At 68.5% G+C, this 26,072-nt stretch carries 23 protein-coding genes and 1 pseudogene; 12 read left to right on the top strand and 12 right to left on the bottom strand.

The features are described from left to right. The first annotated feature begins 309 nt into the window (after positions 1-309). Positions 310-1,791, top strand: coding sequence for an APC family permease (locus ACWPOB_RS01960; RefSeq protein WP_455399898.1), 1,482 nt, complete (start codon positions 310-312; stop codon positions 1,789-1,791). Further along, a complete protein-coding gene (locus ACWPOB_RS01955) occupies positions 1,788-2,549 on the top strand; it encodes an IclR family transcriptional regulator (RefSeq protein ID WP_100058268.1) in 762 nt (253 codons plus the stop codon). The genes ACWPOB_RS01960 and ACWPOB_RS01955 overlap by 4 nt, the downstream gene beginning before the upstream one ends. A 9-nt stretch (positions 2,550-2,558) precedes the next feature. Here ACWPOB_RS01955 and ACWPOB_RS01950 read toward each other — a convergent pair whose 3' ends face one another. Both ACWPOB_RS01950 and ACWPOB_RS01945 read right to left on the bottom strand, forming a co-directional pair. Beyond that, positions 2,559-3,824, bottom strand: coding sequence for a serine hydrolase domain-containing protein (locus tag ACWPOB_RS01950; protein WP_455399736.1), 1,266 nt, complete (start codon positions 3,822-3,824; stop codon positions 2,559-2,561). A gap of 34 nt (positions 3,825-3,858) precedes the next feature. After that, a complete protein-coding gene (locus ACWPOB_RS01945) occupies positions 3,859-4,926 on the bottom strand; it encodes a helix-turn-helix transcriptional regulator (protein ID WP_455399735.1) in 1,068 nt (355 codons plus the stop codon). Positions 4,927-5,013: 87 nt separating this feature from the next. On the opposite strand from ACWPOB_RS01945, the gene ACWPOB_RS01940 reads away from it, so the two are divergent. Together ACWPOB_RS01940 and ACWPOB_RS01935 are read left to right on the top strand one after the other, a co-directional pair. After that, positions 5,014-5,475 carry a cupin domain-containing protein gene (locus tag ACWPOB_RS01940; protein WP_050034629.1) on the top strand — a complete coding sequence of 154 codons (462 nt, stop codon included), beginning with the start codon at positions 5,014-5,016 and terminating at the stop codon, positions 5,473-5,475. After that, on the top strand, positions 5,472-5,876 hold the full coding sequence (locus ACWPOB_RS01935; RefSeq protein ID WP_100057382.1) for a DUF1304 domain-containing protein: 405 nt from the start codon (positions 5,472-5,474) through the stop codon (positions 5,874-5,876). Before ACWPOB_RS01940 ends, ACWPOB_RS01935 begins: the two co-directional genes overlap by 4 nt. Before the next feature lie 6 nt (positions 5,877-5,882). Here ACWPOB_RS01935 and ACWPOB_RS01930 read toward each other — a convergent pair whose 3' ends face one another. Genes ACWPOB_RS01930 through ACWPOB_RS01915 form a run of 4 tightly spaced genes read right to left on the bottom strand, consistent with a single transcriptional unit; the run spans position 5,883 to position 9,562 of the window. Beyond that, on the bottom strand, positions 5,883-6,656 hold the full coding sequence (locus ACWPOB_RS01930) for a (2Fe-2S)-binding protein (RefSeq protein ID WP_455399734.1): 774 nt from the start codon (positions 6,654-6,656) through the stop codon (positions 5,883-5,885). Continuing rightward, positions 6,649-7,431: an ABC transporter ATP-binding protein gene (locus tag ACWPOB_RS01925; protein WP_100057383.1), complete on the bottom strand. Its 783-nt coding sequence runs from the start codon at positions 7,429-7,431 to the stop codon at positions 6,649-6,651. Before ACWPOB_RS01925 ends, ACWPOB_RS01930 begins: the two co-directional genes overlap by 8 nt. Further along, the gene (locus ACWPOB_RS01920; protein ID WP_455399733.1) at positions 7,428-8,543 is read right to left on the bottom strand and encodes a FecCD family ABC transporter permease; all 1,116 of its coding nucleotides are present in this window, start codon (positions 8,541-8,543) and stop codon (positions 7,428-7,430) included. The genes ACWPOB_RS01925 and ACWPOB_RS01920 overlap by 4 nt, the downstream gene beginning before the upstream one ends. Beyond that, entirely contained in the window at positions 8,540-9,562 is a 1,023-nt protein-coding gene (locus ACWPOB_RS01915) for an ABC transporter substrate-binding protein (protein WP_455399732.1), read from the bottom strand. Before ACWPOB_RS01915 ends, ACWPOB_RS01920 begins: the two co-directional genes overlap by 4 nt. A gap of 743 nt (positions 9,563-10,305) precedes the next feature. Here ACWPOB_RS01915 and ACWPOB_RS01910 point away from each other — a divergent pair. After that, the gene (locus tag ACWPOB_RS01910) at positions 10,306-10,563 is read left to right on the top strand and encodes a hypothetical protein (RefSeq protein WP_455399731.1); all 258 of its coding nucleotides are present in this window, start codon (positions 10,306-10,308) and stop codon (positions 10,561-10,563) included. Positions 10,564-10,580: 17 nt separating this feature from the next. Here ACWPOB_RS01910 and ACWPOB_RS01905 read toward each other — a convergent pair whose 3' ends face one another. The 3 genes from ACWPOB_RS01905 to ACWPOB_RS01895 form a co-directional block, all read right to left on the bottom strand. Then, positions 10,581-10,916, bottom strand: coding sequence for a hypothetical protein (locus ACWPOB_RS01905; protein ID WP_100057379.1), 336 nt, complete (start codon positions 10,914-10,916; stop codon positions 10,581-10,583). A gap of 148 nt (positions 10,917-11,064) precedes the next feature. After that, entirely contained in the window at positions 11,065-12,042 is a 978-nt protein-coding gene (locus ACWPOB_RS01900) for an LLM class F420-dependent oxidoreductase (RefSeq protein ID WP_455399730.1), read from the bottom strand. Positions 12,043-12,247: 205 nt separating this feature from the next. Then, positions 12,248-12,472, bottom strand: a complete 225-nt coding sequence (locus ACWPOB_RS01895; RefSeq protein ID WP_455399729.1) for a hypothetical protein — start codon at positions 12,470-12,472, stop codon at positions 12,248-12,250. Between the two features lie 178 nt (positions 12,473-12,650). Here ACWPOB_RS01895 and ACWPOB_RS01890 point away from each other — a divergent pair, with 178 nt between their 5' ends. Then, positions 12,651-15,446 (top strand): AAA family ATPase, encoded by a 2,796-nt coding sequence (locus tag ACWPOB_RS01890; protein ID WP_455399728.1) that lies wholly within the window; start codon positions 12,651-12,653, stop codon positions 15,444-15,446. Between the two features lie 172 nt (positions 15,447-15,618). Here ACWPOB_RS01890 and ACWPOB_RS01885 read toward each other — a convergent pair. The 3 genes and pseudogenes from ACWPOB_RS01885 to ACWPOB_RS01875 all read right to left on the bottom strand — a co-directional run. Continuing rightward, positions 15,619-15,812 (bottom strand): annotated as a pseudogene (locus ACWPOB_RS01885) (IS1380 family transposase); the annotation flags it as partial. Positions 15,813-16,059: 247 nt separating this feature from the next. Next, the gene (locus tag ACWPOB_RS01880; protein WP_100055433.1) at positions 16,060-16,848 is read right to left on the bottom strand and encodes an IclR family transcriptional regulator; all 789 of its coding nucleotides are present in this window, start codon (positions 16,846-16,848) and stop codon (positions 16,060-16,062) included. A gap of 12 nt (positions 16,849-16,860) precedes the next feature. Further along, complete coding sequence (locus tag ACWPOB_RS01875; protein ID WP_455399727.1) at positions 16,861-18,603, bottom strand: acetolactate synthase catalytic subunit; 1,743 nt, start codon at positions 18,601-18,603, stop codon at positions 16,861-16,863. A 203-nt stretch (positions 18,604-18,806) separates the two neighbouring features. On the opposite strand from ACWPOB_RS01875, the gene ACWPOB_RS01870 reads away from it, so the two are divergent. From ACWPOB_RS01870 to ACWPOB_RS01845, 6 genes are all read left to right on the top strand, one after another. Beyond that, the gene (locus ACWPOB_RS01870; RefSeq protein WP_455399726.1) at positions 18,807-19,622 is read left to right on the top strand and encodes an alpha/beta fold hydrolase; all 816 of its coding nucleotides are present in this window, start codon (positions 18,807-18,809) and stop codon (positions 19,620-19,622) included. A gap of 298 nt (positions 19,623-19,920) precedes the next feature. Then, on the top strand, positions 19,921-20,616 hold the full coding sequence (locus tag ACWPOB_RS01865; protein WP_455399725.1) for a hypothetical protein: 696 nt from the start codon (positions 19,921-19,923) through the stop codon (positions 20,614-20,616). A gap of 206 nt (positions 20,617-20,822) precedes the next feature. Continuing rightward, a complete protein-coding gene (locus ACWPOB_RS01860) occupies positions 20,823-22,316 on the top strand; it encodes an aldehyde dehydrogenase family protein (RefSeq protein ID WP_100055437.1) in 1,494 nt (497 codons plus the stop codon). Positions 22,317-22,340: 24 nt separating this feature from the next. Beyond that, entirely contained in the window at positions 22,341-23,312 is a 972-nt protein-coding gene (locus tag ACWPOB_RS01855) for a phosphotriesterase family protein (protein ID WP_100055438.1), read from the top strand. Further along, positions 23,309-24,958, top strand: coding sequence for an AMP-binding protein (locus ACWPOB_RS01850; RefSeq protein ID WP_455399724.1), 1,650 nt, complete (start codon positions 23,309-23,311; stop codon positions 24,956-24,958). The genes ACWPOB_RS01855 and ACWPOB_RS01850 overlap by 4 nt, the downstream gene beginning before the upstream one ends. A 90-nt stretch (positions 24,959-25,048) precedes the next feature. Then, positions 25,049-25,864 carry an SDR family oxidoreductase gene (locus ACWPOB_RS01845; RefSeq protein WP_455399723.1) on the top strand — a complete coding sequence of 272 codons (816 nt, stop codon included), beginning with the start codon at positions 25,049-25,051 and terminating at the stop codon, positions 25,862-25,864. Positions 25,865-26,072: the final 208 nt, after the last annotated feature.

The following is a 26,072-nucleotide window of genomic DNA, read 5'->3' as shown; positions in this document are numbered from 1 at the left end:
CACTGCAGGTGGGACACGGTCTCCGGCGCTCGGGGGACCGTGTCCGCACGGGGCCACGGGGCCGTGCGGTGGCGCGGGCCACAGCGCCGCGCCGGGCGGATTCCCACTTGCCGTCCACATGTCGTTCGCGGAGGTAACCGTCGCGTAACACCGCGGCGCTACGTTGTCCCTCGCCCTGAGGCGTTTCACCGCCCGGGGGTGCCGGCACCGCCGGCTGCACGGACGCACAGACGGGATACGACGATCGTGACAACCGCACTCCGGGCCGCGATTGCCCGCTCACGGGACGCCGAAACCCATCGGGATCCGGTGTATTCGCCGCTGCGCGCCCTCGGCCGCCGTCAGCTCACCCCGATCGATCTGCTCGGCCAGTCCCTGTCGACGATCGCGCCGGCCACCGGGATGGTGTTCATCGCGCTGTGGATGGTGACCCACCGGCCTGGTGTCGGCGGTCTGCTGGCGATCGCGGGGACCACCGCCGTGGTGGTGCTGGTGGCGCTGTGCATCACGCAGTTCACGCGGCGCCTCGCCGCGGCCGGGTCGCTCTACAGCTTCGTGTTCCAGGGCCTGAGCGCCCGCGCGACCCTCACCACGGGTGCGGCGCTGCTGCTGGGCTATCTCGGCATCTCGATCTCGGTGATGTCGCAGGCCGCACAGAGCCTGCTGCGCATCGCCGACCTGCTCGGCATGCACGTGCCCGGCGCCGCGCCGTGGTCGGTCACGATCGGTCTCGTCGCGGTCGCCGTCGCGGTGACCACGGTGCGCGGCGTGCGGTTCGCGACGCGCGCCATCCTGCTCGTCGAGTCGTGCTCGCTCGTGCTCATCGTGGCGCTCATGCTCGGCACCCCGGCCGGTGCGGGCCCGGCCACCACCGAACTGCCGGACGCACCACTGAGCCTCATGCCGTTCCTCGCGATGCTCACCGTGCTGTCGATGGCGGGCTTCGAGAGCGCCGCGTTCTTCGGCCCGGAGGCCAAGCGGCCGTTGGTGACCGTCACCCGCACCGTGCTGATCTCCCCCGTCGTCGTCGGTGTGCTGTTCGTGTTCGCGGCCTGGGCCGCGTTGTCCGGCCACGGCGCCGTCGTCGTCGGCGCGTACTTCGACGGCACGGCGTCCGGCGCGAGCGTCGGTGTGGTGCTCGCGGTGCAGGCGGGCATGACGTGCTCGTGGCTCGCGTCGACCCTGGGCTGCGCGCAGGCGGGTTCGCGGCTGCTGTACTCGATGGGCGTCGAGCGGGTGCTGCCGAGCGCCCTCGCCCGTGTCCACGACCGGTTCCGCACCCCGCACGTGGGCGTGCTCGCCTTCACCGCCGCGGGTTTCACCGGCGCGTGCCTGTACGCGTCCCTCGCGGGGGCGGATTCGGGGGCGTTCGACGGCGTCGTGGAGATCGGCCTCGTCGTGGCCTACACGCTGGTGGCCGTCGCGTCGCTGCGGTTCCTGCACCGCATCGGCGAGCACACCGTCGCGACGCGGGCGGCCGCGCTGTTCGTCTCGGTCCTGGGGGTGGGCCTGCTCGGCTACATCGCCGTCGACGGCACCGCGCACGGCGCGTGGGTCGTGCCCGCGACACTCTCGGCGGTCGCGGCGTCCGGCACGGTGTGGCAGTACGTGCTGCGCCGGGTCCGGCCCGGCAGCCTGACGACCATCGGTGCGTTCGACTCGGTCGAGACCGGGGACATCCTCCCCGGGGCGGGGACCCTCGTGATCGGCGCGGACGGGCGGCGGCGCATCCTCCCGGAGGCCTCGCACCCCGGCGACGACGCCCGTCCCCGCGACGGGAACCCGGGTTGACCGCGCACGTGTCCGTGCGCGCGGACGATTCGCACTTCAGCGGACAGCAGCCGCGCGCGGTGCAGAAGGCGCTGGGGATGCTCGAGGCCGTCGCGCAGCTCGGCCCCGGCACGTCCGCGAAGGAGATCGCCAGGTTCGCCGGGGTGCCGCCGACCACCGCGTACCGCATGCTCAACCTGCTCGTGGCCGACGGATTCCTCGTCCGCGTGCCGGACCTGTCCGGCTTCGCGCTGGGTCGTCGCACCGCGGAGCTCGCGCAGGCGGCCGCGGAGACGAGCCCGTCGCCGACGCTGCACGACGTCGTCGAGGAGCTGCGCACCCACACCCGATTCGGGGTGCACGTCGCCTCGTTCGCGGCCGGGCGGCTGCGGTTCGTCGACAAGGACCCCGACCACGAGATCATCGCCATCGGCGTGCTGGCGAAGAACCTGCACGCCAACGCACTCGGCAAGCTCATGTTGGCGCACCATCCGCACGTGCGTCCCGATCCGGAACTGCGGCGCCTGACCGACCACACGATCTGCAACCACGATGTCCTCGCCGAGGAACTGCGCGCCGTCGCCGCCGCGGGCTACGCGTACGAGGGCGAGGAGTGCCGGACCGGGCGGGCCGCGCTGGCGGTGCCCATCCGGGACCGTTCGGCGTTCGTCGTCGGCGGCCTCTACCTGCAGGGGTCGGCGTCGCGGGTCACCCCGGACGACGCGGCGCTCGTGCGGTTCCTCGTCGACGGCTCGGCACGCCTGTCGGGGCTGCTGTGACGGCGTGAGTCACCGGGTGGGCCGCGCCGGGGGTGCGTCGTCCGGGGCGAGGTGCGCACCGATCCGACGGAACAGCGTGTCGGCCTCGTTCCGGTACGCACCGGTGTCGTCGAACGCCGCCGGGTCGAAGGTGACGGCGACGGCGACGGCGATCTTCTGCGAGGGCAGGTATGCCTCGACCGCGGCGTACCCACCGAACAACGGATTCTGCATCAGCCAGTTGCCGGTGATCACCACACCGAGGCCATAGGTGTACCCCTCGGACTGCGGGAAGCACGTGGGGCAGCCGGGCAGGGCGGTGGTCCGGCCGCGCAGGTCCGTCGACACCATCGCCCGGTACGACTCCGGGGAGAGCAGTGTGCCGGTGCCGACGGCGACCGCAGTGTCGTGCAGGTCGTGGATGTCGGTGGTCTGGACGGCGCCGCGGGTGATGGTCCAGGACGGGTCCCAGAACGTGGATTCCTCGTAGAAGGGTGTCGCGGCGGGGATGCCGAGCGCCTGCCGGCGTTCCGAGCTGAACGCATGCAGCACCGGCTCCGGGATCGCCGGCGTCTGCGACGGCGTCGTGCCGTCCAGCCCGAGCGGGTCGAGCACCTTCTCCTGCAGCAGTTCCGCCACCGGCCGGCCGGTGATCTTCTCGAGGGCCAGGCCGAGGATCACGTAGTTGGTGTGCGCGTAGTTCCAGTTGGTGCCGGGCTCGTAGAAGAGGGGCTGGGACGTGCCGTAGGCGATGAGCTCCTCGGGCGTCCAGTTCCGGAACGGGTCCCGGTAGATCGCATCCGACAGTTCGGGATTCTGCACGTAGTCGGCATAGCCGGAGGTCATCTGGACGAGCTGCCCGAGGGTGACCCGGTCCGAATTCGGAATGTCGGGCAACCACGTCGAGACCGTGTCGTCGAGGCGGACCTTCCCCTCGTCGACGAGCTGCAGCAGCAGCGTGGCGACGTAGGAGATGGCCACCGCGCCGTTGCGGAAGTGCATGTCGGTCGTCGCCGGCACGCCCGTGGTGGATTCGCCGTAGGCGCGGGTGAGGATCTCCCGGCCGTCGACGGTGACGCGCACGACCGCCGCCTTCAGGTGCGTCTCCGCCATGGTGTCGCGCACGATCCGGTCCACGGCCTCGGCCTGCGCGGGGTCGGCCGACGATGCGGTCCCCGATGCGGCTGCGGTGTCGGTGGATCCGGACGGGCCGGGCGCTGCATCGTCCGTGGACGTGCAGGCGGTCAGGAGGCCGAGTGCGCACAACACGGACAGGATCCGCCGGTTCAGGGGCATACCTGATCTTGGCAGATGCACTCGGCCGGTGCGATCACTCCGGCGCGGCGGCTGTAGTTCGGCGCAGGTCCCGATCGGACCGCAGGCGGGCGGTGAGTTCGGCCCTGCTGCGGACTCCGGTCTTCGTGTAGATCGCCTTGAGGTGATCGTGGACGGTGTTCGGGGTGATACCGCGACGGTCGGCGATCTCGGCGGTCGAATATCCGGCCATCACCTCGAGGCACACGTCCCGTTCGCGTGCGGTGAGAGCGTATGCGGCGAGCAGCAACTCGGCAAGCTCGAGGCCGGTCGCATGCTCGATCGTGACCACGGTCTGCGGTTCGGCACCGCCCAGCAGCGCGGTGGCACGCATCAGGATCCACCCGCCGGTGGCGTCGCGGATCCGCGTTCGGAACACACCCGAACCGCTCGCACGCGCCCCGAACGCGGCGGCGCGCACCATGACGGCCAGCCGTCCGGGCGCGATCTCGTCGAATCGGTCCTGCCAGTCGCGGGCGGCCGCCGTGAGCGCGAGCGGCTCACCCGCGGACCCGGTGAGTACCACCGCCGGACCCGGGTCGCCTTGGCCCGAGGCGGCGGTGGCGCACACGGCGACGCGGGTCGCCGACGCCACCGCCGGCGCCACCCGCGTGAGGAACTCGACCTCCGAGTCGGTGAAGTCCGCCCCGGACCGAACGAATCCGGCTGCACCCCAGCACAGTCCGCCGATGCGGAAGATCACCCGCAGTTCGTGGTCCAATCCGAGCGGACGCCACACCCCGGCGTGGCGAAGACTGTGGGCCACCTCGTCCGGGGGCAGCTCGGATCCCCGGGCCGCACTGCGGCCGTTGCGGAACAGCTCGGCGAAGGTGCCGGGATCCCGCCCGCGGTACTCGCTCTCGGCGAGCAGCGGCTCGTACTCCGGCGGAACCCGGTCCGGGCCGCTCGTCATGGAACCGATCGTCAGGGACCGGGGATCGATCATCGCCCAGCACGTCAGGTCGCTGCGCACCGTCCGGCCGACGAGTTCGATGGCGCGCCCGTGCACCTGCGTCACATCGGCGCCCGCAGCCGCGAGCGCCACCACCTCGCGGCCCACCTTCTCCGCCCGGATCTCGAGCATGAACCCAGTATGCGCTGGTGGCGGGCCTGTACCCATCCCCGTTTTCGGGGATGGGCCACCGGCCGGGCGGTTCCTAACGTGACAGACATGTCCGACAACATCGAACTCTGCAGGATGGGCGAGGGCCGTCGCCTCACCCTGCCCGACGCAACCGTCACGGTCCTGTCCACCGGTGCACACGCCGGCGGAGCCTACGAGCTCTTCCTCGTCGAGGCCCCGCGCACCGAGCCGGCGCCGCTGCACGCCGAACCGTGGGCCAAGTCGTATCACGTGCTGAGCGGCCGGATCCTGGTCCGTGCCGCAGCGACCGGTCACGAGCTCGCGGCCGGGGACACGATCACCCTTGCGCCGGGAACGGTGAACTCCTTCACCGTCCTGACCGACGCCGCGACCTTCCTGCTGATCGCCGCCGGGACCTCGATGGGCGGCTTCTTCGGCGCGGTCGACGCCCTCGGGCACGAGCGTCCACCGGACGAGACGGGTCGGGCTCTCCGAGAGGTCGCCGACCGGTACGGGGTCACGCTCGCAGCGGAGGCAGGTGCGTCATGATCGTTCTCGCGCAGGTCGCCGCGCTGGTCGGCGCGGCCGTGCATCTGCTCGCCTTCGTGTGGGAGACGCTGCTGTTCCGGCGGCCGTCGATACACAAAGACCTGTTCCGCATCCCTTCCGGCGACGTCGCGGCGGTGCGGATGTGGGCGTTCAACGTCGGCTTCTACAACCTGTTCCTCGGCACCGGCGCGCTGATGGGGGTGGCCCTGTGGCGGGCCGGCGAGGACACGGTCGGACGCGCGCTCGTGCTCTACACGTGTTCGTTCATGCTGCTCGCCGGGATCGCCCTGTTCGTCTCGGACCGGCTGGCCATGAGCCGGCCCCGCGGCGCCGGGCTCGGGGGTGCCGCGGCGCAGTGCACGCCACCGGCGATCGCGCTGATCGCGCTCGCGGCAGCCTGATCCGCGTCACGCCTGTGCGGCGAGATACCGCCCCAGCGCCGCGGCGCGGTCGGCCGGTGACCGGCGCGGGCAGCTCGTGCACTTGCCGCTGTCGGTCGCCCGGTAGATCAGGCAGCAGGAGCTGCGTCGCACGAAGCGTCGCCCGTCCGCCGGTTCCGGCGATCCGGGAGCTGCCGCCGTGACGCTCCCGGTGGGATCGACGTCGACGAAACGCGGTGGCAGCAGCGGCGGCATCGACAGCGCGGCGGCGAGGGTGCACCCGTCGTCGACGCGGTGGGCGGCACGCCCGGCGTCGAGGGCACGGTTGGCGATCGAGTCGGACGCGACGGCCCACAACGCCCGCTCCGGCGCACCCGACACCCGCGCGAGTGGCGCGATGATCGCCGACAGCGCCGGCACGAGAGCGCGCGCAAAGGCATCGGCCCCGGACAGCAGGCGCGAGGAACGCACCGCGCCGAGGTAGCCGTCCTCCCGCAGCACGCAGCGCAACCGGGCCGGGTCGGGATCGGGAGCGTAGCCGGTGGCCAGGAGCATCGCGACGGGTCCGGCCACCAGGGTAGAACTGGCCGAGTACCACCAGAGCGTGCCGTTGACCCGAGGGTCGTCGCAGTCCCACCTGCGGCCGGTGTCGGATACCCGTCCGGCCAGCCACTGCGGATCGGTCGTCACCGTGCCCGGAAGGACGGCGGTCCCGAGGTCGACGGTGTGCGCGAAGTCGCCGAGCAGGGTTCGGGCCGCGGCGTAGGCACGCGCCGCGGCGTCGGCGTGTCGGTCAGGCATCGGCGAGCCCCCAGACCTCGAGCGTGCGTCGTCCGTCGCCGTCCACAGCCACCCGGCCACGAACTCCGAAGACCCCGGCCAGCAGGGCGGGATGCAGGACGTCTTCCGGGGTTCCCGCAGCGACCACCGATCCGTGGTCCAGTACCGCCATGCGATCGCAGTACGCGGTCGCCAGCCGCAGGTCGTGCAGCGTCACCAGCACGGCGAGCCCATCCGCGGCGAGGCTGCGCAGCAACTCCAGCACGGTCAGCTGGTGGCGCAGGTCCAGATGGTTCGTCGGCTCGTCGAGCAGGAGCACGCGGGGTTGCTGGGCCAGGGCCCGGGCTATGGACACACGCTGGCGTTCCCCACCGGACAGGGCGAGCACGTCGCGATCGGCGAGGTGCAGCAGCCCGAGCCGGCCGAGCACATCCTCGACGACCATCCGGTCGTCGTCACCGAACGGCTCGAGCCATCCCCGCCGGGCAGTGCGCCCCAGCTGCACCGATTCGCGCACGGTCGTCCCACCGAGCGAGACCGGCTCCTGGACGCCGACCCCGACGAGGCGCGCGAGGGTGCGGCGCTTCAGGTCCGTGACGTCCTCGTCGTCGACGGTGATCGTGCCGGCCCCGACCCGCACCGCGCGGTAACAGGCGCGCAGCAGGGTCGTCTTGCCGCTGCCGTTGGGCCCGACGAGGGCGAGTACCCGGCCCGGAGCCACGTCGAGGTCCACCCCGTCGAGTACGGTGCGCTCGCCCAGCCGCGCGCGGACCCCGGTGGCGCGCAGGCGGGTCATCGTGCCCGCCCGTAGCTGCGCCACAGCATGACGAGGAAGGCGGGCGCACCGAGCAGACCGGTGACGACCCCCACCGGCAGTTCGGTCGAGCCGCTGACCGAACGGGCGACGACGTCGGCCAGGACCAGCGCGAGCGCCCCGGCCACCGCCGCCACGGGTATCAGCCGGACGGTGTTGCGGCCGACGAGATGGCCGGCGATGTGCGGGATCAGCAGTCCGATGAATCCGACGGTCCCCGAGACCGCCACCGCCGCGGCGGTGAGCAGAGAGACCGCCAGCAGGATCAGGATGCGGAACCACCGCACCTCCATTCCCAGCGCGGTCGCCCCGTCGTCGCCGACGAGCAGCAGGTTCAGCTGCCGGCCGCACAGCAGGACGCCGCCGCCGACGGTGAGCAGGACCAGCGCCGGCGCGGCGAGCATCGACCACGTCGCATCCCCGAATCCTCCTGCCAGCCAACGCATCACCGTGCCGAGCTGATGGTCGTCACCCAGGACCAGCAGGGTGAAGGTGGTCGACGCGGAGAACACCATCGACATCGCCACGCCGACGAGGACGATCGCGGTGACGGCATGGGCGCGCAGACTCACCGCGATCGCTCCGGCAAGCGGAAACAGGGCTCCGAGGAAGGCCGCGAACGGCAGGGTGAAGGCTCCGAGTGCGCCGCTGCCGACACCCAGGACCGTCACCAGCACCACCCCGAATCCGGCACCGGAGGACACGCCCAACAGGTAGGGGTCGGCCAGCGGGTTGCGGGTCACCGCCTGCGCCACCACTCCGGCGATCGCGAGCGCGGCACCGACGACGGCGGCCGTCAACGCCCGGGGCAGGCGCGATTCGACGACGATCGCTTCCCGCGCCGCGCTCCACCACGGCGTGAAGGCGCCCGGTGCGAGGCGGTGCGCGACGATCGCCCACACGTCGCCGAAGGGGATATTCACCGTGCCCAGCGACACGGCGCCCGCCAGCGCCAGCACGAGTGCGGCGAGCAGCGGCGGCAGGATCAGCCACAGCGAACGACGCGCCGCGCCCCCGTCCCACCCCCGCGCGGCCGACGCCGCGGAGCCGGCGTGCGGCGCCGATGCATCGGCCACGGTACCGGCGGGGGTCATTCCGTATCCGTGAACGCGGCCGGGTGCAGCCCGCGGGCGATCGTCGCGACCGAGTCGACCATGCGCGAGCTCTCGAAGAAGTCGTCGAGCGGCACGACGACGAAACGATCGTTGCGCACGGCGGGAGTGGTGGCCACGATCGGCTGGTTCTTCAGATAGGCGATCTTGTCCTGCGCGCTCGTCGCGCCGTAGTCGAGTACGACGATCGCCTCGGGTGCGCGCTCGCCGACGACCTCCCAGCCGGTGGTGAAGTACGGTTTCGGGCCTTCGGCGGTGACGTTGTCGGCGCCGGCGTATTCGGCGATGAGGTTGCCGATGCCCACGCCGCCGACCGAGAGCGGCTCGGCTTCGCCCGAATCGTAGAAGAAGGTGCGCACCGGCGCGACGGCGGCCTGCTCCAGCCGGGCGCGTACCGCGTCGAGTTCCGCCGTGATCGATTCGGTCAGGGCCGCGGCCTGCTCCTCGGTACCGAGGAGGGCGCCGAGTTGGGCGAAGTCGTTCTCCAGCAACGCGATATCGGAGAAGCCGGCACCGCAGTACTCGGAGAAGAGGAACGTGTGGATTCCCGCCTGCTCGAGTGCGTCCCGCCCGCGTCCGGTCTTGTCGTCGAATGCGCTGCGCATCCCGCCGACGACCAGATCCGGGTCGAGGTCGCGGATCTGCTCGTACGTGGGGTACTCGGCAGCCAGCGACGGAATCGCCCGGAACTGCTCGGCCGTCTCGGGCAGCGGGTCGTCCTTCTCGCCGTAGCCCATACCGACGATGCGATCCCCCACACCCATCTGGATCAGGGTTTCGGTGACGTGATCGTTCATCGACACGATCCGCTGCGGGGGCGCGTCGTAGGTCGCGATGCGTCCGCAGTTCGTGATCGACACCGGTTCGTCGAAGGCCGCGGCCGGCGGGATGGTGCCGGTGTCTGCGCCTCGCGAGCAACCCGACAGGGCCGCGGTGGCGACGGTCAGGGCGGCGAGAACCGCGGCGGCGTCTCGCGCGGGACGGCGGAAGTCGACGGGCATGGGACCTCGTGCTCTGCTCAGGTGGCACGAGGCAGACTCCGGCACGGCAGCGGCCCCGGACAGCGGGCACCGGCTACCCTGCTGGACTCCATCTCGTAGACCACGACGAAATACCGGAGTCGCGCACCCCCGTGCAGGCGATCGGGCTCACCGTCGGATGGACGGCCTACCGTTGCGGGTCAGCGCCGGACTCGGACCGGACTTTCCCTGCACGGGCGTCAGCAACGCTGCGGCCATTATGCATGTCGGCGGCCGGCACGCATCGCAGGGTCGGCCACCGGTGCGCGGGTCCTTCGGGACGGCAACCCGGAGCGCCGTTCCATCGTCCGCCGCCCTCCCCCGGTTTTCACCCTCACTTTCACCCCGTTCGCGACCTCGGCTCCGGAACCGCGGCGATCCCCGATGCGTTCCGATTGATGGTGGCTGTCGAACGGGGCTGCGCCCTCGTGCGGCCGGGCCGTCGCCACCGGCCCCTCTTCGAAGGGGCAACGCGCCGGAACGTCGGGTGGTGATGCGGACCGGCGGGGCCGGTCACCGCGCAGGGGGCGGTGACCGGCATCCGGGCGCGTGCAGGCCGGCACACGCGAGCGGATCACCGTACTGCCACGCCCGCGGTGCCCTGGACCGGGACCGACGACGCCGACTCCACGAAACCCAAAGTTCAAAATGCGGCCATCTGCCGGAGACCCGCCGCCGCGACACTGGAGGCACAAGGTGTCAACGACGGACGGGGAGACACTGATATGTCCGAGAACATCGCCCACCGACCCGACCCCCTCTTCGCTCTGCCGGCCGCGACGGTTCCGGCGGCGCCCCACTCGATACGCCTCGAGGAACCGGCCCCGATCCGCACGGCCTCCGGCCTGCGTCCCCGCGTGGGCACCGTCCTCGGCACGGTCGTCGCCGCGGGGGCCGTCGCCACCATGGTGACCGGTTTCGTGGCGGTCGGTACCGTCGCCACCGTGTCCGGCCTGGTCTCGGCCGTCCGGCTCGGACCCTGATCGGCTCGGCGAACCCCTCAGTCACCGAACTGCACGCTGTCGACGACGACGTCGGACCCGAACAGTTCGCGAGCGCGGACCAGAGCCGCGTCGCGCACCTCCGGCTCCGACAGCGTCGTGGGCAACGCCAGGGTCAGCAGCACGGAACGACCGTCGGACCTCGACTCTGCCGTGACACGGCACACCCAGTCCACCGTTCCGCCCTCCCGGCGCAGCGCCAGCTCGGTGCGCGCGACGTCGCGGGCGAAGCAGGGCAGCGCGGGATCGGTCGTGCGTTCGAGCTGGGCCACGAGATCCTCGAGGCGATCGGTGCGCCATTGGCGCAACCCGGCCATCCGGGGTTCGACGTTCATCTCGGCACCCTTCGACGCCGGCGACCGTCGGGTGCGCTCGCGGGAGCATGCGGGTCCGCGGTCTGCGGCGTCAGCGAAAACTGACTACTACCGAGACCATCGCGCCGCGAGCGCGCGGCGTTTCACGAGCCCGGCAACAGGCTGCGTTTCACGAGCCCGGCAACAGGCTGCGCAGCGCCGGCAGCAGTTCCTGTTCGGCCCACCGGATGAACGGCCCCTGCCGGTCACCGCCGATCTGGACGAGGGCGACCTCGGTGAATCCCGCGTCGACGAACGGCCGGATCTTGTCCACGTACTCGTCGATGTCGTCGCCGCACGGCAGTTGCGCCCCGACCTGCTCGGGCGTCACGAACCGGGTGGCCGCCGCGAACGAGGACGGCGCGGGCAGGTCCGGGTTGACCTTCCAGCCGAGGCCGAACCACCGGAACTGCTCGTGCGCCCGCTGCACCGCCGCGTCGCGGTCGGTGTCGTAGGAGACGGCGATCTGCCCGACTCGCGGTTTGCCCGCTCCCCCGGCCTCGTCGAACATCCGGGTCAGCGCCGGCTCGGGTTCGGTGGCCACCATCAGGTCGGCCTTCTCCCCGGCGAGGGCGCACGACTGCGAACCGGACACGGCGATCCCGATCGGCACCCGGGTCTCGGGCAGGTCGTACAGGTGCGCGGACTCGACGTCGAAGTAGTCGCCGCGGAAGTTCACGTTCCCGCCGTCGAACAGCGCCGAAATGACCTCCACGGCCTCGGCGAGCATCTCGTGACGGGTGCCCACCGCGGGCCAGCCCTTGCCGACGACGTGTTCGTTGAGGTTCTCGCCCGCGCCCAGGCCGAGGCGGAACCGGCCCCCGGACAGGATCTGCATCGTCGCCGCCTTCTGCGCTACCACCGCCGGGTGGTAGCGCAGGATCGGGCAGGTCACGTAGGTCATGAGCGGGATCCGCTCGGTGGCCTGCGCCGCGGCACCGAGGACGGACCACGCGTAGCCGGAATGCCCCTGTTCCTCCAGCCACGGGTTGTAGTGGTCGCTGATCACCGAGAAATCGAAGCCGGCCTTCTCCGCCATCTGCACATCGCGGACGAGGTGGTCCGGCCGGGACTGCTCGCAGAGCATGGTGTAGCCGAAGTCGGTCACTGTTCGTTTCCTCCCGTGGTCCGTGTCGGGCGCCCCGCCGATGCCGGCGATCCGTCCTTCGGGATACCCACCGGTCGCGTCGGTACACGACCGTCACGGCAGGGAGGGGCCGCCGAGATGCCGGCTGCGCATCTCGGCAGGTACGGGTGTCTCGTTGCGGCGCCCCGGCCCGGCCGGCTCGCCGCAACGAGGGGTCGACCCGATGTCAGACGAGGCAGACCACGAACAGCGGCACTCCGACGACCGGAACGAAGAGCAACGGAACGCACACGACACCGAGCGGGCCGAGGACCGCCGGCTGGACGGATTCCGCGATCGGGGCAGGCGCGGTGGGGATGGCGGGAGCCGCTGTCGCGGCACCGGTGCCGAGGGCGATCATGGGGGCCATGGCGGTCGCCGCTACCGCCGCGCGAAACGTAGTCCTGCTCATGGTGTTTCTCCTCGCGTCGCGTGCCGCGATCGGTGCGCGCCCACGGCACGGAAATGGATCGGCTGTGTATCAGCATCGCCGACGAACCCGACGCCGGGCGACGGGGAAAACCCTGCATCGCGACGACTCGGGCATGGCCGCGTACCGACGGGTCTCGTTTCGGTCGAGGCCGGCCCCGATGCTTCCATTTCGGTTGAGAAGAGGGTCCCGGCCCCCGCCCGGGGGCTACGGTGAAGCTGTGCTGTTCGGGCGGGGACCGGAATGCGCACGCATCGATCGGCTGCTTGCCGCACTCCGGCAGGGAGCGGGTGATGCAGTGGTGCTGAGCGGGGAAGCGGGAATCGGCAAGACCACCCTCCTCGACTACGCCCGCGCGCATGCCTCCGGACTCGGGGTGCTGTCGGTAACGGGTGCGGAAGCCGAGGCCCCGTTCCCCTTCGCGGCGCTCGAACGCCTGCTGGCGCCGGTGCCGGGGCCCATTGCGTCGCTGCCCAGGGTGCGCGCGCTGTGCGGCTCCACCGCGCGCGCAATCCTCGGGCCGGAGGACCGATTCGCGGTCTACGCCGGATTCTTCCGGATTCTGACAGCGGCCGCGCGCAGCGCGGCACTGCTGGTCGTGATCGACGATGCACAGTGGCTGGACCGGCCGACCCTGGACGCCGTCGCCTTCGCCGCTCGGCGGCTCACCACCGAGCAGATCGGGATACTGGTCGCCACCCGCGAGCCGCAGGGTCCGGCCGGCGTCGAGACGTCGGTGGTGCAGGGCCTCGACGACGAGGCGGCCGGGCAGCTACTGGCCGCCCTCCTGGGCCGGCGCCCGCCGGACGACGTGGTGGCGGCGGCGGCCGCGCAGGTGGGAGGCAACCCGTCGGCGCTGCGGGAGTTGGCCGGCACTCTCTCGTGCGACGAACTCACCGGAACCCGTCCGCTGCGCCTCCCGGTACGCGCCGGGTCCGCAGCGACCCGCATCTTCGGCGCGCGCATCGCCGCGCTCGACGACGCGACGCGCCGAGCCCTCCAGGTCGCGGCGGTGGCGGCCGACGACGGGTTGCCGGTGGTGTCCGCCGTCCTGGCGCACCTGGGGATCGCCGGCAGTGCCCTGGGAACACTCGAGGACACCGGGTTGACGTCGTTCGCGGACGGCCGGTTGTCCTTTCCGCATCCGTTGATCCGGAGCGCCGCGGTATCCGATCTCCCGCCGACGCGGCGGCGGTCGCTGCACCGCGCAGTGGCCGAGATGCTCACCGATCCGGCGCAGCAGGACCGACGTGCGTGGCACCTGACCGAAGCCACCCTCGCCCCGGACGAGGGCACCGCCCGGGAACTGGAGCAGTCCGCGCGGCTGACGTCGGAACGGCGCGGGTACGCGGCCGCCGCGGTCGTCATGGAACAGGCTGCTGCGTTCTCCGCCGACGAGGCGGGCACGGCCCGGCGTCTCTGCGCGGCGGCCGACGCGGCCCGGCGCGCGGGCCGCAGCACGACCGCGCTGCGGCTGCTGGACCGATCCGAGGACCACACCACCGATCCGGCCCTGCGGGCCGCCAGCGCCGGCGTCCGCGGACGGGTCGAACTCCACACCGGCGCAGCGTGTATCGCACGCCGGGTGTGGGAGACGGGCGCCGCGGACATCGGTCGACGAGACCCGGCGCGAGGCGCCCACCTGTTGGCCATGGCGGCCGAGGGAGCGCTCGTCGCCGGCGAGCCCGAGGGGGCGCTGCGGCTCGCCCGCCGGGCGATCCGATCGGCGCCGCCCCGGGACACCGACACGACGCTCCTCGGCACGCTCGTCATCGGCAGCGCGCTGTCGTTGTCCGGCAACCCCTCCGACGGGATGCGCTGGTTGCAGGATGCGGCGGCGCTCGCGCGGTGGGATGCCGACGCCGACGTCGAATGGGTCCTGTTCGCGGAACTGGGCGCGGTGGCCTGGCACGGGGAGGACGGCGATCCGCGGCAGGTGCTCGACCCGCTGGTCCACCGACTCCGGGCAGAGGGCGCCTGGGGGCAGTTGCCCCTGGCGCTGTACGTCACCGCACTGGCCGACAGCCGCCTCGGACGCCTGCACTCCGGTCGTCGCGCGGCCACCGAGGCCGTCGAACTCGCCACCCGCACGGGCGATCTGCTCGCGCTGTGCGCGGCGCTCGGATGCCTGGCGGAACTCGAGGCGCAACTCGGTGACGAACGGGCCTGCCGCGCGCACGCCGCCGACTCGTTGCGGATCCGCGAGAAGACCCGTCTGGGCGAGATGCACCGCGATGCCCTGGACGGACTCGGGCTGCTGGAACTGAGCCTGAATCGGCCCGACCGTGCCGTTGACCATCTGGAGGAGGCCAACCGGCGACCGTCCGGGTACGGGGACGGTCTCCTCGTCGCGCGAGCGTCGTCCGCCGACCTGATCGAAGCGTACGTCCGAACAGGACGCGACGTGCCGGACGCGGTTCGCGAACAGCTGCGGCTGCTCACGGAGCTCGCGCTGCCCGATGCTCTCGGAGCCCTGATCTGCCGCGGCCGGGCACTGATCGGCGACGACGCGGAGTACGACACCTGGTTCACCAAAGCCCTGCAACTACACGCACGCTCACCGTCCCCGTTCGACACCGCCCGGACCGCGCTGTGCTACGGCGAACGGTTGCGCCGCGCCGGGCGCCGGCGCGACGCCCGCAAGCATCTGGAGGCGGCGTTCGACGCGTTCCGGCGCATCGGGGCCCGCACGTGGGCCGCGCAGGCCGCGACGGAACTGGGCGCCGTCGGCCGGCCGGTCGACGCGCCCGCCGCTGCCACGGGGCACCGGCTGACCCCGCAGGAACTCCAGGTGGCCCGGCTCGCCGCCCGCGGCGGCACCAACCGTGAGATCGCCGAGCAACTCTTCCTCAGCGTCAAGACCATCGAAATGCATCTGGGACGGCTGTACCGGAAACTCGGCGTCCGGTCCCGCACCCAGCTGGCGAACTACCTGCGCGACAACGTCCTCGCCTGAGCATCCTACGAGGCGGTAGTCGAGCGGCCGGTTTCGTGCGGTGGGCGTACCCGGTCGACTCGGGGACCGGTCGTCGCCGAGTTGGTCGGGGGTTGTTGGGGGCGGGGCCGCGGGTCCGGTGGGGTGCCCGGGGGAACCCGTCTCGGCTCAACCTGGCGTGCAAGCGGGGGTGCAGATCCAGGTCGTTGATCGAATTCGCGGCCGCAACCATCCCGCGAGGACGCTCGTCGTTTTCGCCGCAGCGTTCGGGGACTGCACCGTCAGTGCCTCGAGCAGCTCGTACAGGCCGGCCGATTCGGCCAGCCGCAGCGCCGGGACCAGGCCCGCGGTCGATACCAGGGTGGGATTCGTCGAACCCCTGACGATCGTGTGAGTAGGTTTTGCCTACGAGGTGCCCTTCCTGTGCAGTTCGGATCGGACGTCGCAATCCGGATCTTCCCTGCCGGGAAGGGCATCCTCGTTCTACGCCACGCTCATCACACCGACCAACATCGGTTGATCAGGGCTCAGACGACGTCCTCCCCTCCCAAACAACCTGACACGACCATGGCCGGCTAGAAGGTCTGGAAGGTTCGGGGACCAATGGTTCCCGCCGACGTCGTGTGATCCGCTGTCAAAGGGATCCATCCGTTGCGCGACCCAGTGTCTCCGTTGCCAGATGCGCTGCGTCGATCACGGCTTGGAGTAGGTTGTCCTGGGCTTCGTGGAAACGGGATGTGGGTGCGACTATGCCGATGGCTCCGACGATGGATTCGTCTCGGCTGAAGATCGGGGCCCCGATGGAGGTGATCCCCGGGCTGGTGTCGATGTCTACTGCCCATTCCTTTTTCCGGACTTCCTCCAGTTCTCGGTACAGCGTCGAGCGGAAGCGGCGTCTAGCGGCCGGGTCCAGGTCAGCGAGGCTACGGTCGATGATCTCCTCCCTCAGCTCGCTGTCGACGTGGGCGAGTACGGCCTTTCCCGCCGCGCGGCGTGGCTCATTGCCGGTCAACCCGACGTAGAGTCCTCCGACGCGTAGCGGCTGCGAACCTTCCACCAGTACCTTGAGGATCACATTGCGGTCGTCGAGTGTCGACAGAAACGACGTCTCGGCGGTGGATTCGGCCAGGTCGGCGACGATGGCCGAGAGCTGTTCGTTGACGTTGAATCCGAGTTGGTAGGTCCGGAACAAGGCGCCTATGCTTCCGCCGAGTCGCAGTGTTGCGTCGGACCGGCGCTCGAGATAGCCACGCGCCACCAGCGTCCGCATCAGGTGATAGCACGTTGTGATGTTGAGGCCGAGACCGGCAGAAACCTGCTGAACCGTGGGCGGGTTCTTGGCCGCAGCTACGTACTCGAGAAAGCTCAGTGCTCGCTCGACCGTTTGCAGTGTCGGTTGCCCTTTACCCGAAGTTCTGTTCACTATCTGAAACTATCACTGTGCCGCGAGAACTGGCCTGTCCCGATGGAGTTGTGCATTGATCCGGTCGACGCAGGTGTCCCATGCGCGAACTGGTGGATAGGCATCCGGGTCGACGATCACGTCGATGACCACCGTGCCAGGAGAGTTCATAGCCTTCTGGAGGGCAGGCGCGATGCCCTCCGGACGATCGACGACGATCCCCGTGGTTCCCACGGCAGTGGCAATTGCGGCGTGATCGACAGCTTCGAACTCCACGCCTGTGGTGGTTTCGCCGAACACGGCATTCTCGGCGTGGCGCTGCGCGGCGAGGATCGAGTTGTTGAGGACGAGCACTATCACCGGAAGGTCCTCTCGAACTGAAGTCTCCAGCTCGGCCCACACGTGCGCGAAGCCGCCGTCGCCCACGACCGCGACGACGCGGCGATCCGGAGCAGCGAGCTTCGCTCCCAACGCCAAGGGCAGCCCCCAGCCGAGTCCTGCAAGCCCTCTCGGCGTGAGGAACCGTTGACCGGGTCGCTTCGCCGAGAGATAGCTAGCGATCCAGAACGAGGAGTAGCTGGCGTCGGCTACTACGATGTCGTCGGGGTTCAGGACACGGTCGAGTTCAGCGAAGAGTCGCTCGGGGGCAATGGGGGCATCATCCGACATGAGCAGAGGTGCGACGGTATCGACATGCTTGCGGCGTCCCGCCGCGATACTGGAGCGGAGCTGGTCCGACTGAGCCCGCCGGAACGTGAGGTCAGTCGCAGCGAGGGCCTCGGTGAGGTCTGCGAGTGCGGCACGCGCATCGCCCACCAATCGCACCGACTCGTAGTTCCGTCCGACCTCGAGGGGATCGACGTCGATATGGATGTACGTGGCATCGGGAGATGTCAGCGTCCATCCCTCGGTTCCGTTCTCGTTCGTCCTCGTCCCAACCAGCAACACGACATCTGCGTCGGCGATCAGGGGGAGATGGAAGTGGGCGGGCCCTCGCTCGCCGGTGACGTTCGCGGCGACGCCGAGTGACAGCGGGCCGGATTCGTCGACCACGCCCTTGCCCATGTTCGTCGTAACCACAGGCAGCTGACCGAGGTCCTGGAGAGCGGCCAGCTCGGCTACCGCACCCGAGCCGTGAACTCCGCCTCCCGCGACGACGAGAGGTGATCTTGCCGCCGCAATGAGTTGAGCGGCCTTCGACACCGCCTTGGCATCCGGTCGTGGACGATCGAGCGGGAAGGCTCCGAGGTCCGCCGTCCTCTTGAATCGACCTGCTGCAGCCGGCTTTCCGAGAACGTCGCGCGGAATGAGCAGGACCACCGGTCCCGGTCGCCCACTGGTGGCCATCGTGATCGCCAGATCGATGTTGTCATCGACCCTTGCCGGGTCGTCGATTCGCCGGGTCCATTTCGAGACGCTCGCGAACAGTCCGAAGTGATCCAACTCTTGAAAGGCATTGCGGTCGCGGTTTCCGGCCGGCACCTCCTGCACCAAGACAAGCATCGGCATCGACGCCTTGATGGCCTCTGCCATCGGCGGGACGAGCAACGTTGCGGCCGGTCCATTCTGCGCCGCGACCACGGCGATGCGGCCGGAGACTCTGGAGAACCCATCGGCCATGACACCAGCCGCGTTCTCGGTTCGGTAGAGGATCTGGCGGATCCCGATACGTTCGGCTGCAAGCATCAGCTCGGTTGGATTGCTCTGCCCCAGAATTGTTTTCACACCATGTCGAGCCAAGGCGCCTGCGATGGCATCGGCGACCGTCTTGTTCATTTCAACACCCTCCTCGAGGTAGGACGCCAAGATTTCAGACTATGAAGTTCGTGTCAACTATCGAATTTTTCATTATTTGCAATGACATGCAAATATTGACATCCTGCCCGAGGGGGAATACCGTCAGGCGAAACAAACATGTGCCGGATGTCACAAAGGTGCGCCTGGCAACGCTGAGGTAACCCGACCCCAAGGGAGTTCTGATGACATTCGACACTGGCGAACCGCATCTGAGGCCGGTGCTCTGTCTTCACTCACTGTTCCTCGACCCGCGATCGTTCGACGGTCTCGCCGCTGCGGGTGCAGGGCAGTTCCGGTTCATCGCACCGGAATTTCTCGGGCAGGTCAGCCGCCTGGACGAGGTCGATTCCACCGTGACCATGGATCAGTGCAGTGACGACGTTCTCGCTCTCGTCGACAGACTCGGCCTCCGCCGGTTATCGATCGTCGGCCAGTCCATGGGTGGGGACGTCGCGGTCCGAATCGCGAGTCGTAGGCCCGATCTTGTCGACGAACTGGTGTTGATGGGTTCGTCCGCGCGCGGCGAATCGGTCGAACACCTGGAAGAGTTCGGCGCGTTCGTCGACATGTTCGAACGCGACGGTTTCACCGCCGAAGTCGTGGAGATCGTCAAGAGCATCCTGTTTGCGGCAAGTGTTCTCGACGACTCGGAACGCAGGGATGTACACGACACGTGGACTCGACGCCTCGGGGAGCTGTCGCCGAAGTTGGCGCATGCCGCACGCGGCGTTGTACAGCGCGAAAGCGCCGTCGCCCTACTGCCGCAGATCACGGCATCGACTCTCGTCATCTCCGGAATCCAAGACCATGCCCGCCCGCCGGCGTGGTCCGATGAGATGTTCGAGGCAATCCCGAACGCCGAGCTGTGGCGGATCAAGAACGCGGGCCACAGCCCGCTCCTCGAGGACCCGGACATCGTCATTCCTCGTATCCTCGAATTCCTCTCCCGTCGTACATCCGTCGGAGCGGCCGACATCCCGGCGAGTGCCAAGTCCTGATCATCGGTGACCGTTCGGCGGGCCACTGACAGAAGAGCCCCCTTCCGGTGATAGACCTGTCACCCCAGCCAGCCGAATTACGTCGACTTCATCGACCGCCGGAGCACGAAGTGGAATCAGCGTCGCCCCACGTGGGCTTCGATGCCCGTCGGCGTCGGACCGAGGAGAACCTGGCACCTCGCCGGCTGCGCGGCACTCGGCTGTGGGAGTCCTTCCGCGGCGGAATGCACCTCGAAGAGGTCGCACTCGCGCCGCTCAGGTCACCGCCTTCGACGGCTCCGGTTGGACGGAAGAATCCATGGGCACCAATGCCCTCGACCTGGCGCTACGAACCGGACGGGGTGTCAGCGTGTTCGCGGCGGAACATCTCAACAGACTTTTCCACGGATGGTCATGCTGGGCGCAGCCCATCAGAAACGTCTCCGACGCGCGGCCGGCCGGAGTGGTAGATATCTCGGCGCCGTGGGACGCGGACTCACCGTCTTCCGGTGCACTGGCGAGTTCGGTGGCGCTTCTGGTCGAGCAAATGACGAGGAGCGAACCGAAGCCCGATTTCGGGTATCGCATCGCCACGAAATCGGGCGGACCACCGCGCGTCGAGGTGAACGGTGCCGTCCTCGCTCTGCCGCGACGACAGGTGGAGGTCCTCGCCGTGCTCGTCCTGAAGGGTTCGCCGCTGTCGTTCGAGGAGATTCGCGCCGACGTGTGCGGCGACGTCGATATCGGTGCGGTGACGCTCCGCGAAGAGTGGTCCGTGCTGAGGACAATCGTCGGATCCGGGATCCTCACGACGCGACCCTGTCGGGTCGTAGCAGAGATCGAATCCGACATCGGAAGAACCCTCAACCATGCCGAGGCCGGGAAAATAGACCGTGCGCTCGAAGCGCACAACAGGCCAATCTCCCCGATTACGGAGTCTCCCTGGTTGATTCGATTGCGCGAGCACGTCGAGACTCCGCCTCGGAAGCCGCTGTCGCCTCCCCGGTCTCGATAGCTGGCACTGCGTTACCTCCGGACACACCCGTACGACCAATCCCTACTCGAAGTGTTCGCCGCGGAATCGGATCCAGGCGACCCGCGTTTCGCACTGCTCATCGGCCATATGCGCTCCGTGGACAGCGCATAGCCAAGGTTGCACCGACGTCACCGTCGTAGCGTCCGCATCGCAGATGCACACCTGTCAAGAATGGAGAGAACGAAATGACTTCAGCCGCAATATCACCCAAGCACTCAACAGAGTTCCTGGCCCGCCGCCACGGACTGCTCATCGATGGCCGGTTCGTCGACGCCGCGGACGGCAGGACGTTCGAGACCATCGACCCCGGTACGGGGCGAGTACTCGCCACTGTGGCCGAGGGTGCGGAACGCGACATAGACCGTGCGGTGAAGGCCGCGCGGCGCGCGGCAGAGGGTCCGTGGTCCACAATGTCACCGAGCGAGCGAGGACGCCTCGTTCACCGGATCGGAGATCTGATCGCCGAGCATGCCGAAGAACTCGCCGAGCTGGAATCGCTGGACAGCGGAAAGCCGGCGGGTGCAGCGCTCGCCGTCGAAATTCCACTCGCAGCAGACATGTTCTGGTACATGTCCGGTGCGGCACGCCGAATCACCGGGTCGACGCTCACGCCCTCGGTTCCCTACATGCCCGGCGGGGAGTTTCACGCGTACACGACTCGCGAGCCTCTGGGGGTCGCAGGCCAGATCATCCCCTGGAACGTTCCGATCTTGATGGCGGCGTGGAAGCTGGCCCCGGCGCTGGCCACGGGCAACACCGTCGTCCTCAAGCCCGCCGAGCAGACTCCACTGACCGCGCTGCGGATCGGTGAACTCCTGCTCGAGGCCGGCCTCCCGGATGGGGTGGTCAATATCGTGCCCGGATTCGGAGAACGCGCGGGGGCGCACCTCGCCGCACACGACGGGGTCGACAAGATCGCGTTCACCGGTTCGACCGAGGTCGGTCGCAGCATCGTGCGCGCCGCCGCGGGCAACCTCAAGAGGGTGTCGCTGGAGTTGGGCGGCAAGTCACCGAACATCGTCCTCGACGACGCGGACGTCGACGCCGCCATCGCCGGCGCTGCCCTTGCGATCTTCTACAACCAGGGCGAAGTGTGCTCGGCCGGCAGCCGCCTCTATGTTCATGAGTCCCAGTTCGATCGTGTCGTGGAAGGCCTCGCGGAACATGCCCGTGGCATCAAGGTGGGCTACGGGCTCGACCCGGACACCGACATGGGTCCGCTGGTGTCGGCGGAGCACTTCGAACGCGTGGGCCGCTACCTCCACCTGAGCAAGGGTTCCGGCGGCCAGACCTTGGCCGGCGGCAGCGTACTGGACCGTGACGGTTACTACGTGCAACCAAGTGTGATCGCACGGCCAGACCGGGACCATCCGATCGTCCGAGAGGAGATCTTCGGTCCGGTCGTCACCGCACTGCCGTTCAGCGACATCGACGACCTGGCACGGCAAGCCAACGACACCATCTACGGACTCGCCGCGGGTGTGTGGACCGCCGATCTGTCGAAGGCACACCTGCTGGCGAAGCGACTCAAAGCCGGAACCGTGCACGTCAACACCTACCACGTGTTCGCCGCCGAACTTCCCTTCGGCGGCTACAAGCAGAGCGGCTGGGGTCGAGAAAAGGGGGACGCCGTGCTCGAGCAGTATCTGGAAACCAAGTCCGTCGTCGTCGCGCTCTGAACCCACACCCACAAGGAACAGATCATGACCGAAGTGCAGACAGTTGCCGGACCCGTCGATTCTGCTGAACTCGGCCGGACGCTCGTTCACGAACACGTCTTTGTGCTCGGCGAGGAGTTCCGGCTGAACTATCAGGATGACTGGGACGAGGACGAGAAGATCGAGCAGGCCGTCCACGACCTGAACGAACTCAAGAACCTCGGCGTCGACACCATCATGGACCCAACCGTGCTTGGTCTCGGCCGTTTCATCCCGCGCATCCAGCGCATCGCGGAACGAACGTCCCTCAACCTCATTGTCGCCACCGGCTTGTACACCTTCAACGACCTTCCTCCTCAGTTCTCCTACCGCGGACCCGGTCTGATGGTCGACACCGCGGAACCGCTGACCGAGCTGTTCATCCGCGATCTGACCAAGGGCATCGGTGATACCGGTGTGCGTGCCGCATTCCTCAAGTGCGCCATCGATGCTCCGGGACTGACCCCCGGTGTCGAGCGCACAATGCGGGCAGTCGGTCAGGCGAGTGTCGAGACCGGTGCACCGATCACCGTTCACACTCATGCCGGATCGGAATCCGGGCTCGTTGCGCAGCGAGTGCTCGCGGAGGAAGGCGTCGAACTGACGCAGGTGATCATCGGTCACGCTGGTGACACCACCGATGTGGACTACCTGTGTCGTCTGGCCGATGCCGGATCCCTGCTCGGACTTGACCGGTTCGGGGCCGACGCCTTCCTGCCGTTCCGTGAGCGGGTCGACACCCTTGTCGAACTCGTCCGCCGGGGCTACACCGGAAGCATCGTCATCTCGCACGATGCGTCCTGTTTCCTCGACTTCATCGCCGTCGAATCCCGGGACCAGATCGGCCCCAAGTGGAACTACCGTCACATCCCCGAGGACGTGATTCCTGCGCTACTCGACGCAGGAATCACCGAACGCGACGTCGAGACCATCTTGGTCGACAACCCACAACGACATTTCGCAGGAGCGAGGAAATGACCGTGCAGAGCAGCCGGCCGCCCCTGTCCACATCGATCTGGTGTGCAGATGTGGATCCAGACGATCTTGACAGCACAATTGGGGATGCCCTCGTCCGCGCCGCATCGCAGTGGGGAGGCCGAACGGCTCTCGTGGAGGGCGTCGTAGGTGACGAAGCACGCCGATGGACCTTCGAGGAGCTACTGGAGGCATCCACCCACGTCGCCCGGGCCCTGTTGCTCAGGTTCTCCCCCGGCGAGCATCTGGCTGTCTGGGCCGCCAATAGCCCGGAGTGGATTCAGCTGGAATTCGGCGCCGCGCTGGCGGGACTAACGCTGGTCACGGTGAACCCGGCCTTCCGGCAGGCCGAGCTGGCGTACGTGCTGCGTCAGTCTCGGGCGGTGGGGATCGTGGTGCAACCGCGGTTCCGGTCCCGGGATCTGCTGCCGATCGTGACCGCCGCACTCGACGGCACGCAGGTCCGCGAGGTGATTTCGTTCGGAGATTGGGACGAGTTTGTTGCCGACGGAAGAGACTTCTGCATACCATTCGGTCCCTTGCCGGCGGTCCGGCCCGAGGACCCGGCACAGATCCAATACACCTCGGGAACGACGGGCCGGCCGAAAGGTGCTCTGCTGAGCCATCGCGGATTGGCCACCAATGGTCGGCGCTACGCGACCGTCATCGGTGCGCGTCCGGGCGATGTATGGATCAATCCCATGCCGCTGTTCCACACCGCCGGCTGCGGTCTCGTGACTTTAGGTGCGCTACAGACCGGCGGCTGCCACGTCATCCCACCGAGTTTCGATGCCGACCTGCTGTTGGACCTGTTCGAGGCCGAGCAGGGCACCGTGATGCTGAGCGTGCCGACCATGCTCATCCGGATGCTTGAACGGCAGGAAGACCAACCACGTGATGTGTCGAGTTGGCGACTGACCACGCTCGGCGGAGCGCCTGTTCCGCTCGATCTGGCTTTGCGTGCCCAACGTGTCCTCGGAGTAGAGGTCGGTATCGGATATGGACAGACGGAGTCGTCGCCCTACATCACCCACACTGAGAGCGGAGACCAGCGGACGCAGACGCTGAGCACCGTCGGCCGACCGCTCCCGGGTATCGAGGTCAAGATCGTCGACCCGAATACTCGCGACGCGATCGATGTAGGTGAACTCGGCGAGGTGTGTACCCGAAGCAGCTGCGTGATGACGGAGTACTTCGACGATCCTCGTGCGACCGCAGAGACCATCGACATCGAGGGGTGGCTCCACACAGGCGATCTGGGCACCATGGACGCCTCCGGATTCGTCACGATCCGCGGCCGGCTCAAGGACATGATCATTCGGGGCGGCGAGAACATCTTTCCTCGGGAGATCGAAGACGTCCTCTTCGCACACCCAGCGGTCAGCGCGGTGTCCGTCGTCGGGCTTCCCGACACCGAATGGGGTGAGATCGTGGCGGCCTTCATCGTCGCTGCTAGGGGAGCACACGTCACCGAGGACGATCTGGCCACGCACTGCGGCGCTTACCTGGCCTCGTACAAGATCCCGCGTGTTTGGCAATTCCGAACCGAGCTGCCGCAGACTGCGTCCGGAAAAATCCAGAAGTTCGTCCTCCGCGACCGATATCTCGAAGACCTGCGCACGCATGCGGACCAAGCCACGTCGGAGTAGGCGCCCACCAACCGCACCGGCTACGAAAGCGCCGGGTGTACACCCACGCTCTATCAATAATTCATCGACGCCGCTCAGCGGGGAGATTCCATGACAACGCTCAGAGACAGAACAGTATTCATCACCGGCGGCAGCCGCGGCATCGGGCGCGCGATCGCGCTCCGCGCGGCGGCTGATGGCGCCAACATCGTCATCGCTGCAAAGACGGACACACCGCACCCCAAGTTGCCCGGCACGATCCACTCGGTTGCAGACGAGATCGTTACCGCGGGTGGCCGCGCGCTGCCACTAGTGGTCGACGTTCGCAACGACGACCAGATCGCCGCCGCCGTAGACAAGGCGGCTGCCACGTTCGGTGGGATCGACGTGCTCGTCAACAACGCGAGTGCGATATTCCTCGAGCAAACACCCTCGACGCCCATGAGCCGATTCGACCTCGTCTTCGACATCAACGTGCGAGGCACATTCGCGGTCTCGCAAGCGTGCTTGCCGCACCTGGCGAGGAGCACGAACCCCCACATTCTGACCTTGTCGCCACCGCTGGAGCTGAATCCGAAGTGGTTTGCCGCTCACTGCGCATACACGATGTCGAAGTATGCGATGAGCATGACCGTGCTCGGACTGGCGGCGGAGTTCCGTGATCGTGGCATCGCCGTCAACGCCTTGTGGCCACAGACAATGATCGAAACCGCCGCGAGTTCTGTCATCGGCGTCGAGGCCGCCGGGTGCCGCACCACAGAGATTATGTCCGATGCCGCGCATGCAATCGTGACCAGTCCCAGCTCCGAACTCACCGGCAACTTCTTCATCGACGAAGATCTCTTGCGGCAGCGTGGGAGCACCGACTTCCGCAAGTACGAAGTGGTGCCGGGCATGCCTCTTGTCAAGGACCTCTTCGTGGCCTGACGCACCCCTTCCGTGGGGGTGGCGCCGCAATGGTGGCGCCTTCGGATATTCAGTACGCGGAGCACGACGCGCTGTTCACGAAGGTCGCGGCCTGCAAATGACGCCCACCAGCGTGATCGTCGATGGTGACCTTGACGCGCTCGCGGCTGCGGAAGCTGGAACCCCACCGGTCGCCGACCATCCCGGCAAGAGGCGTTCGAGTTCGACG

The sequence above is a fragment of the Rhodococcus sp. 2H158 genome (assembly GCF_053764755.1).
This window is presented reverse-complemented; position numbering and strand designations above follow the sequence as displayed.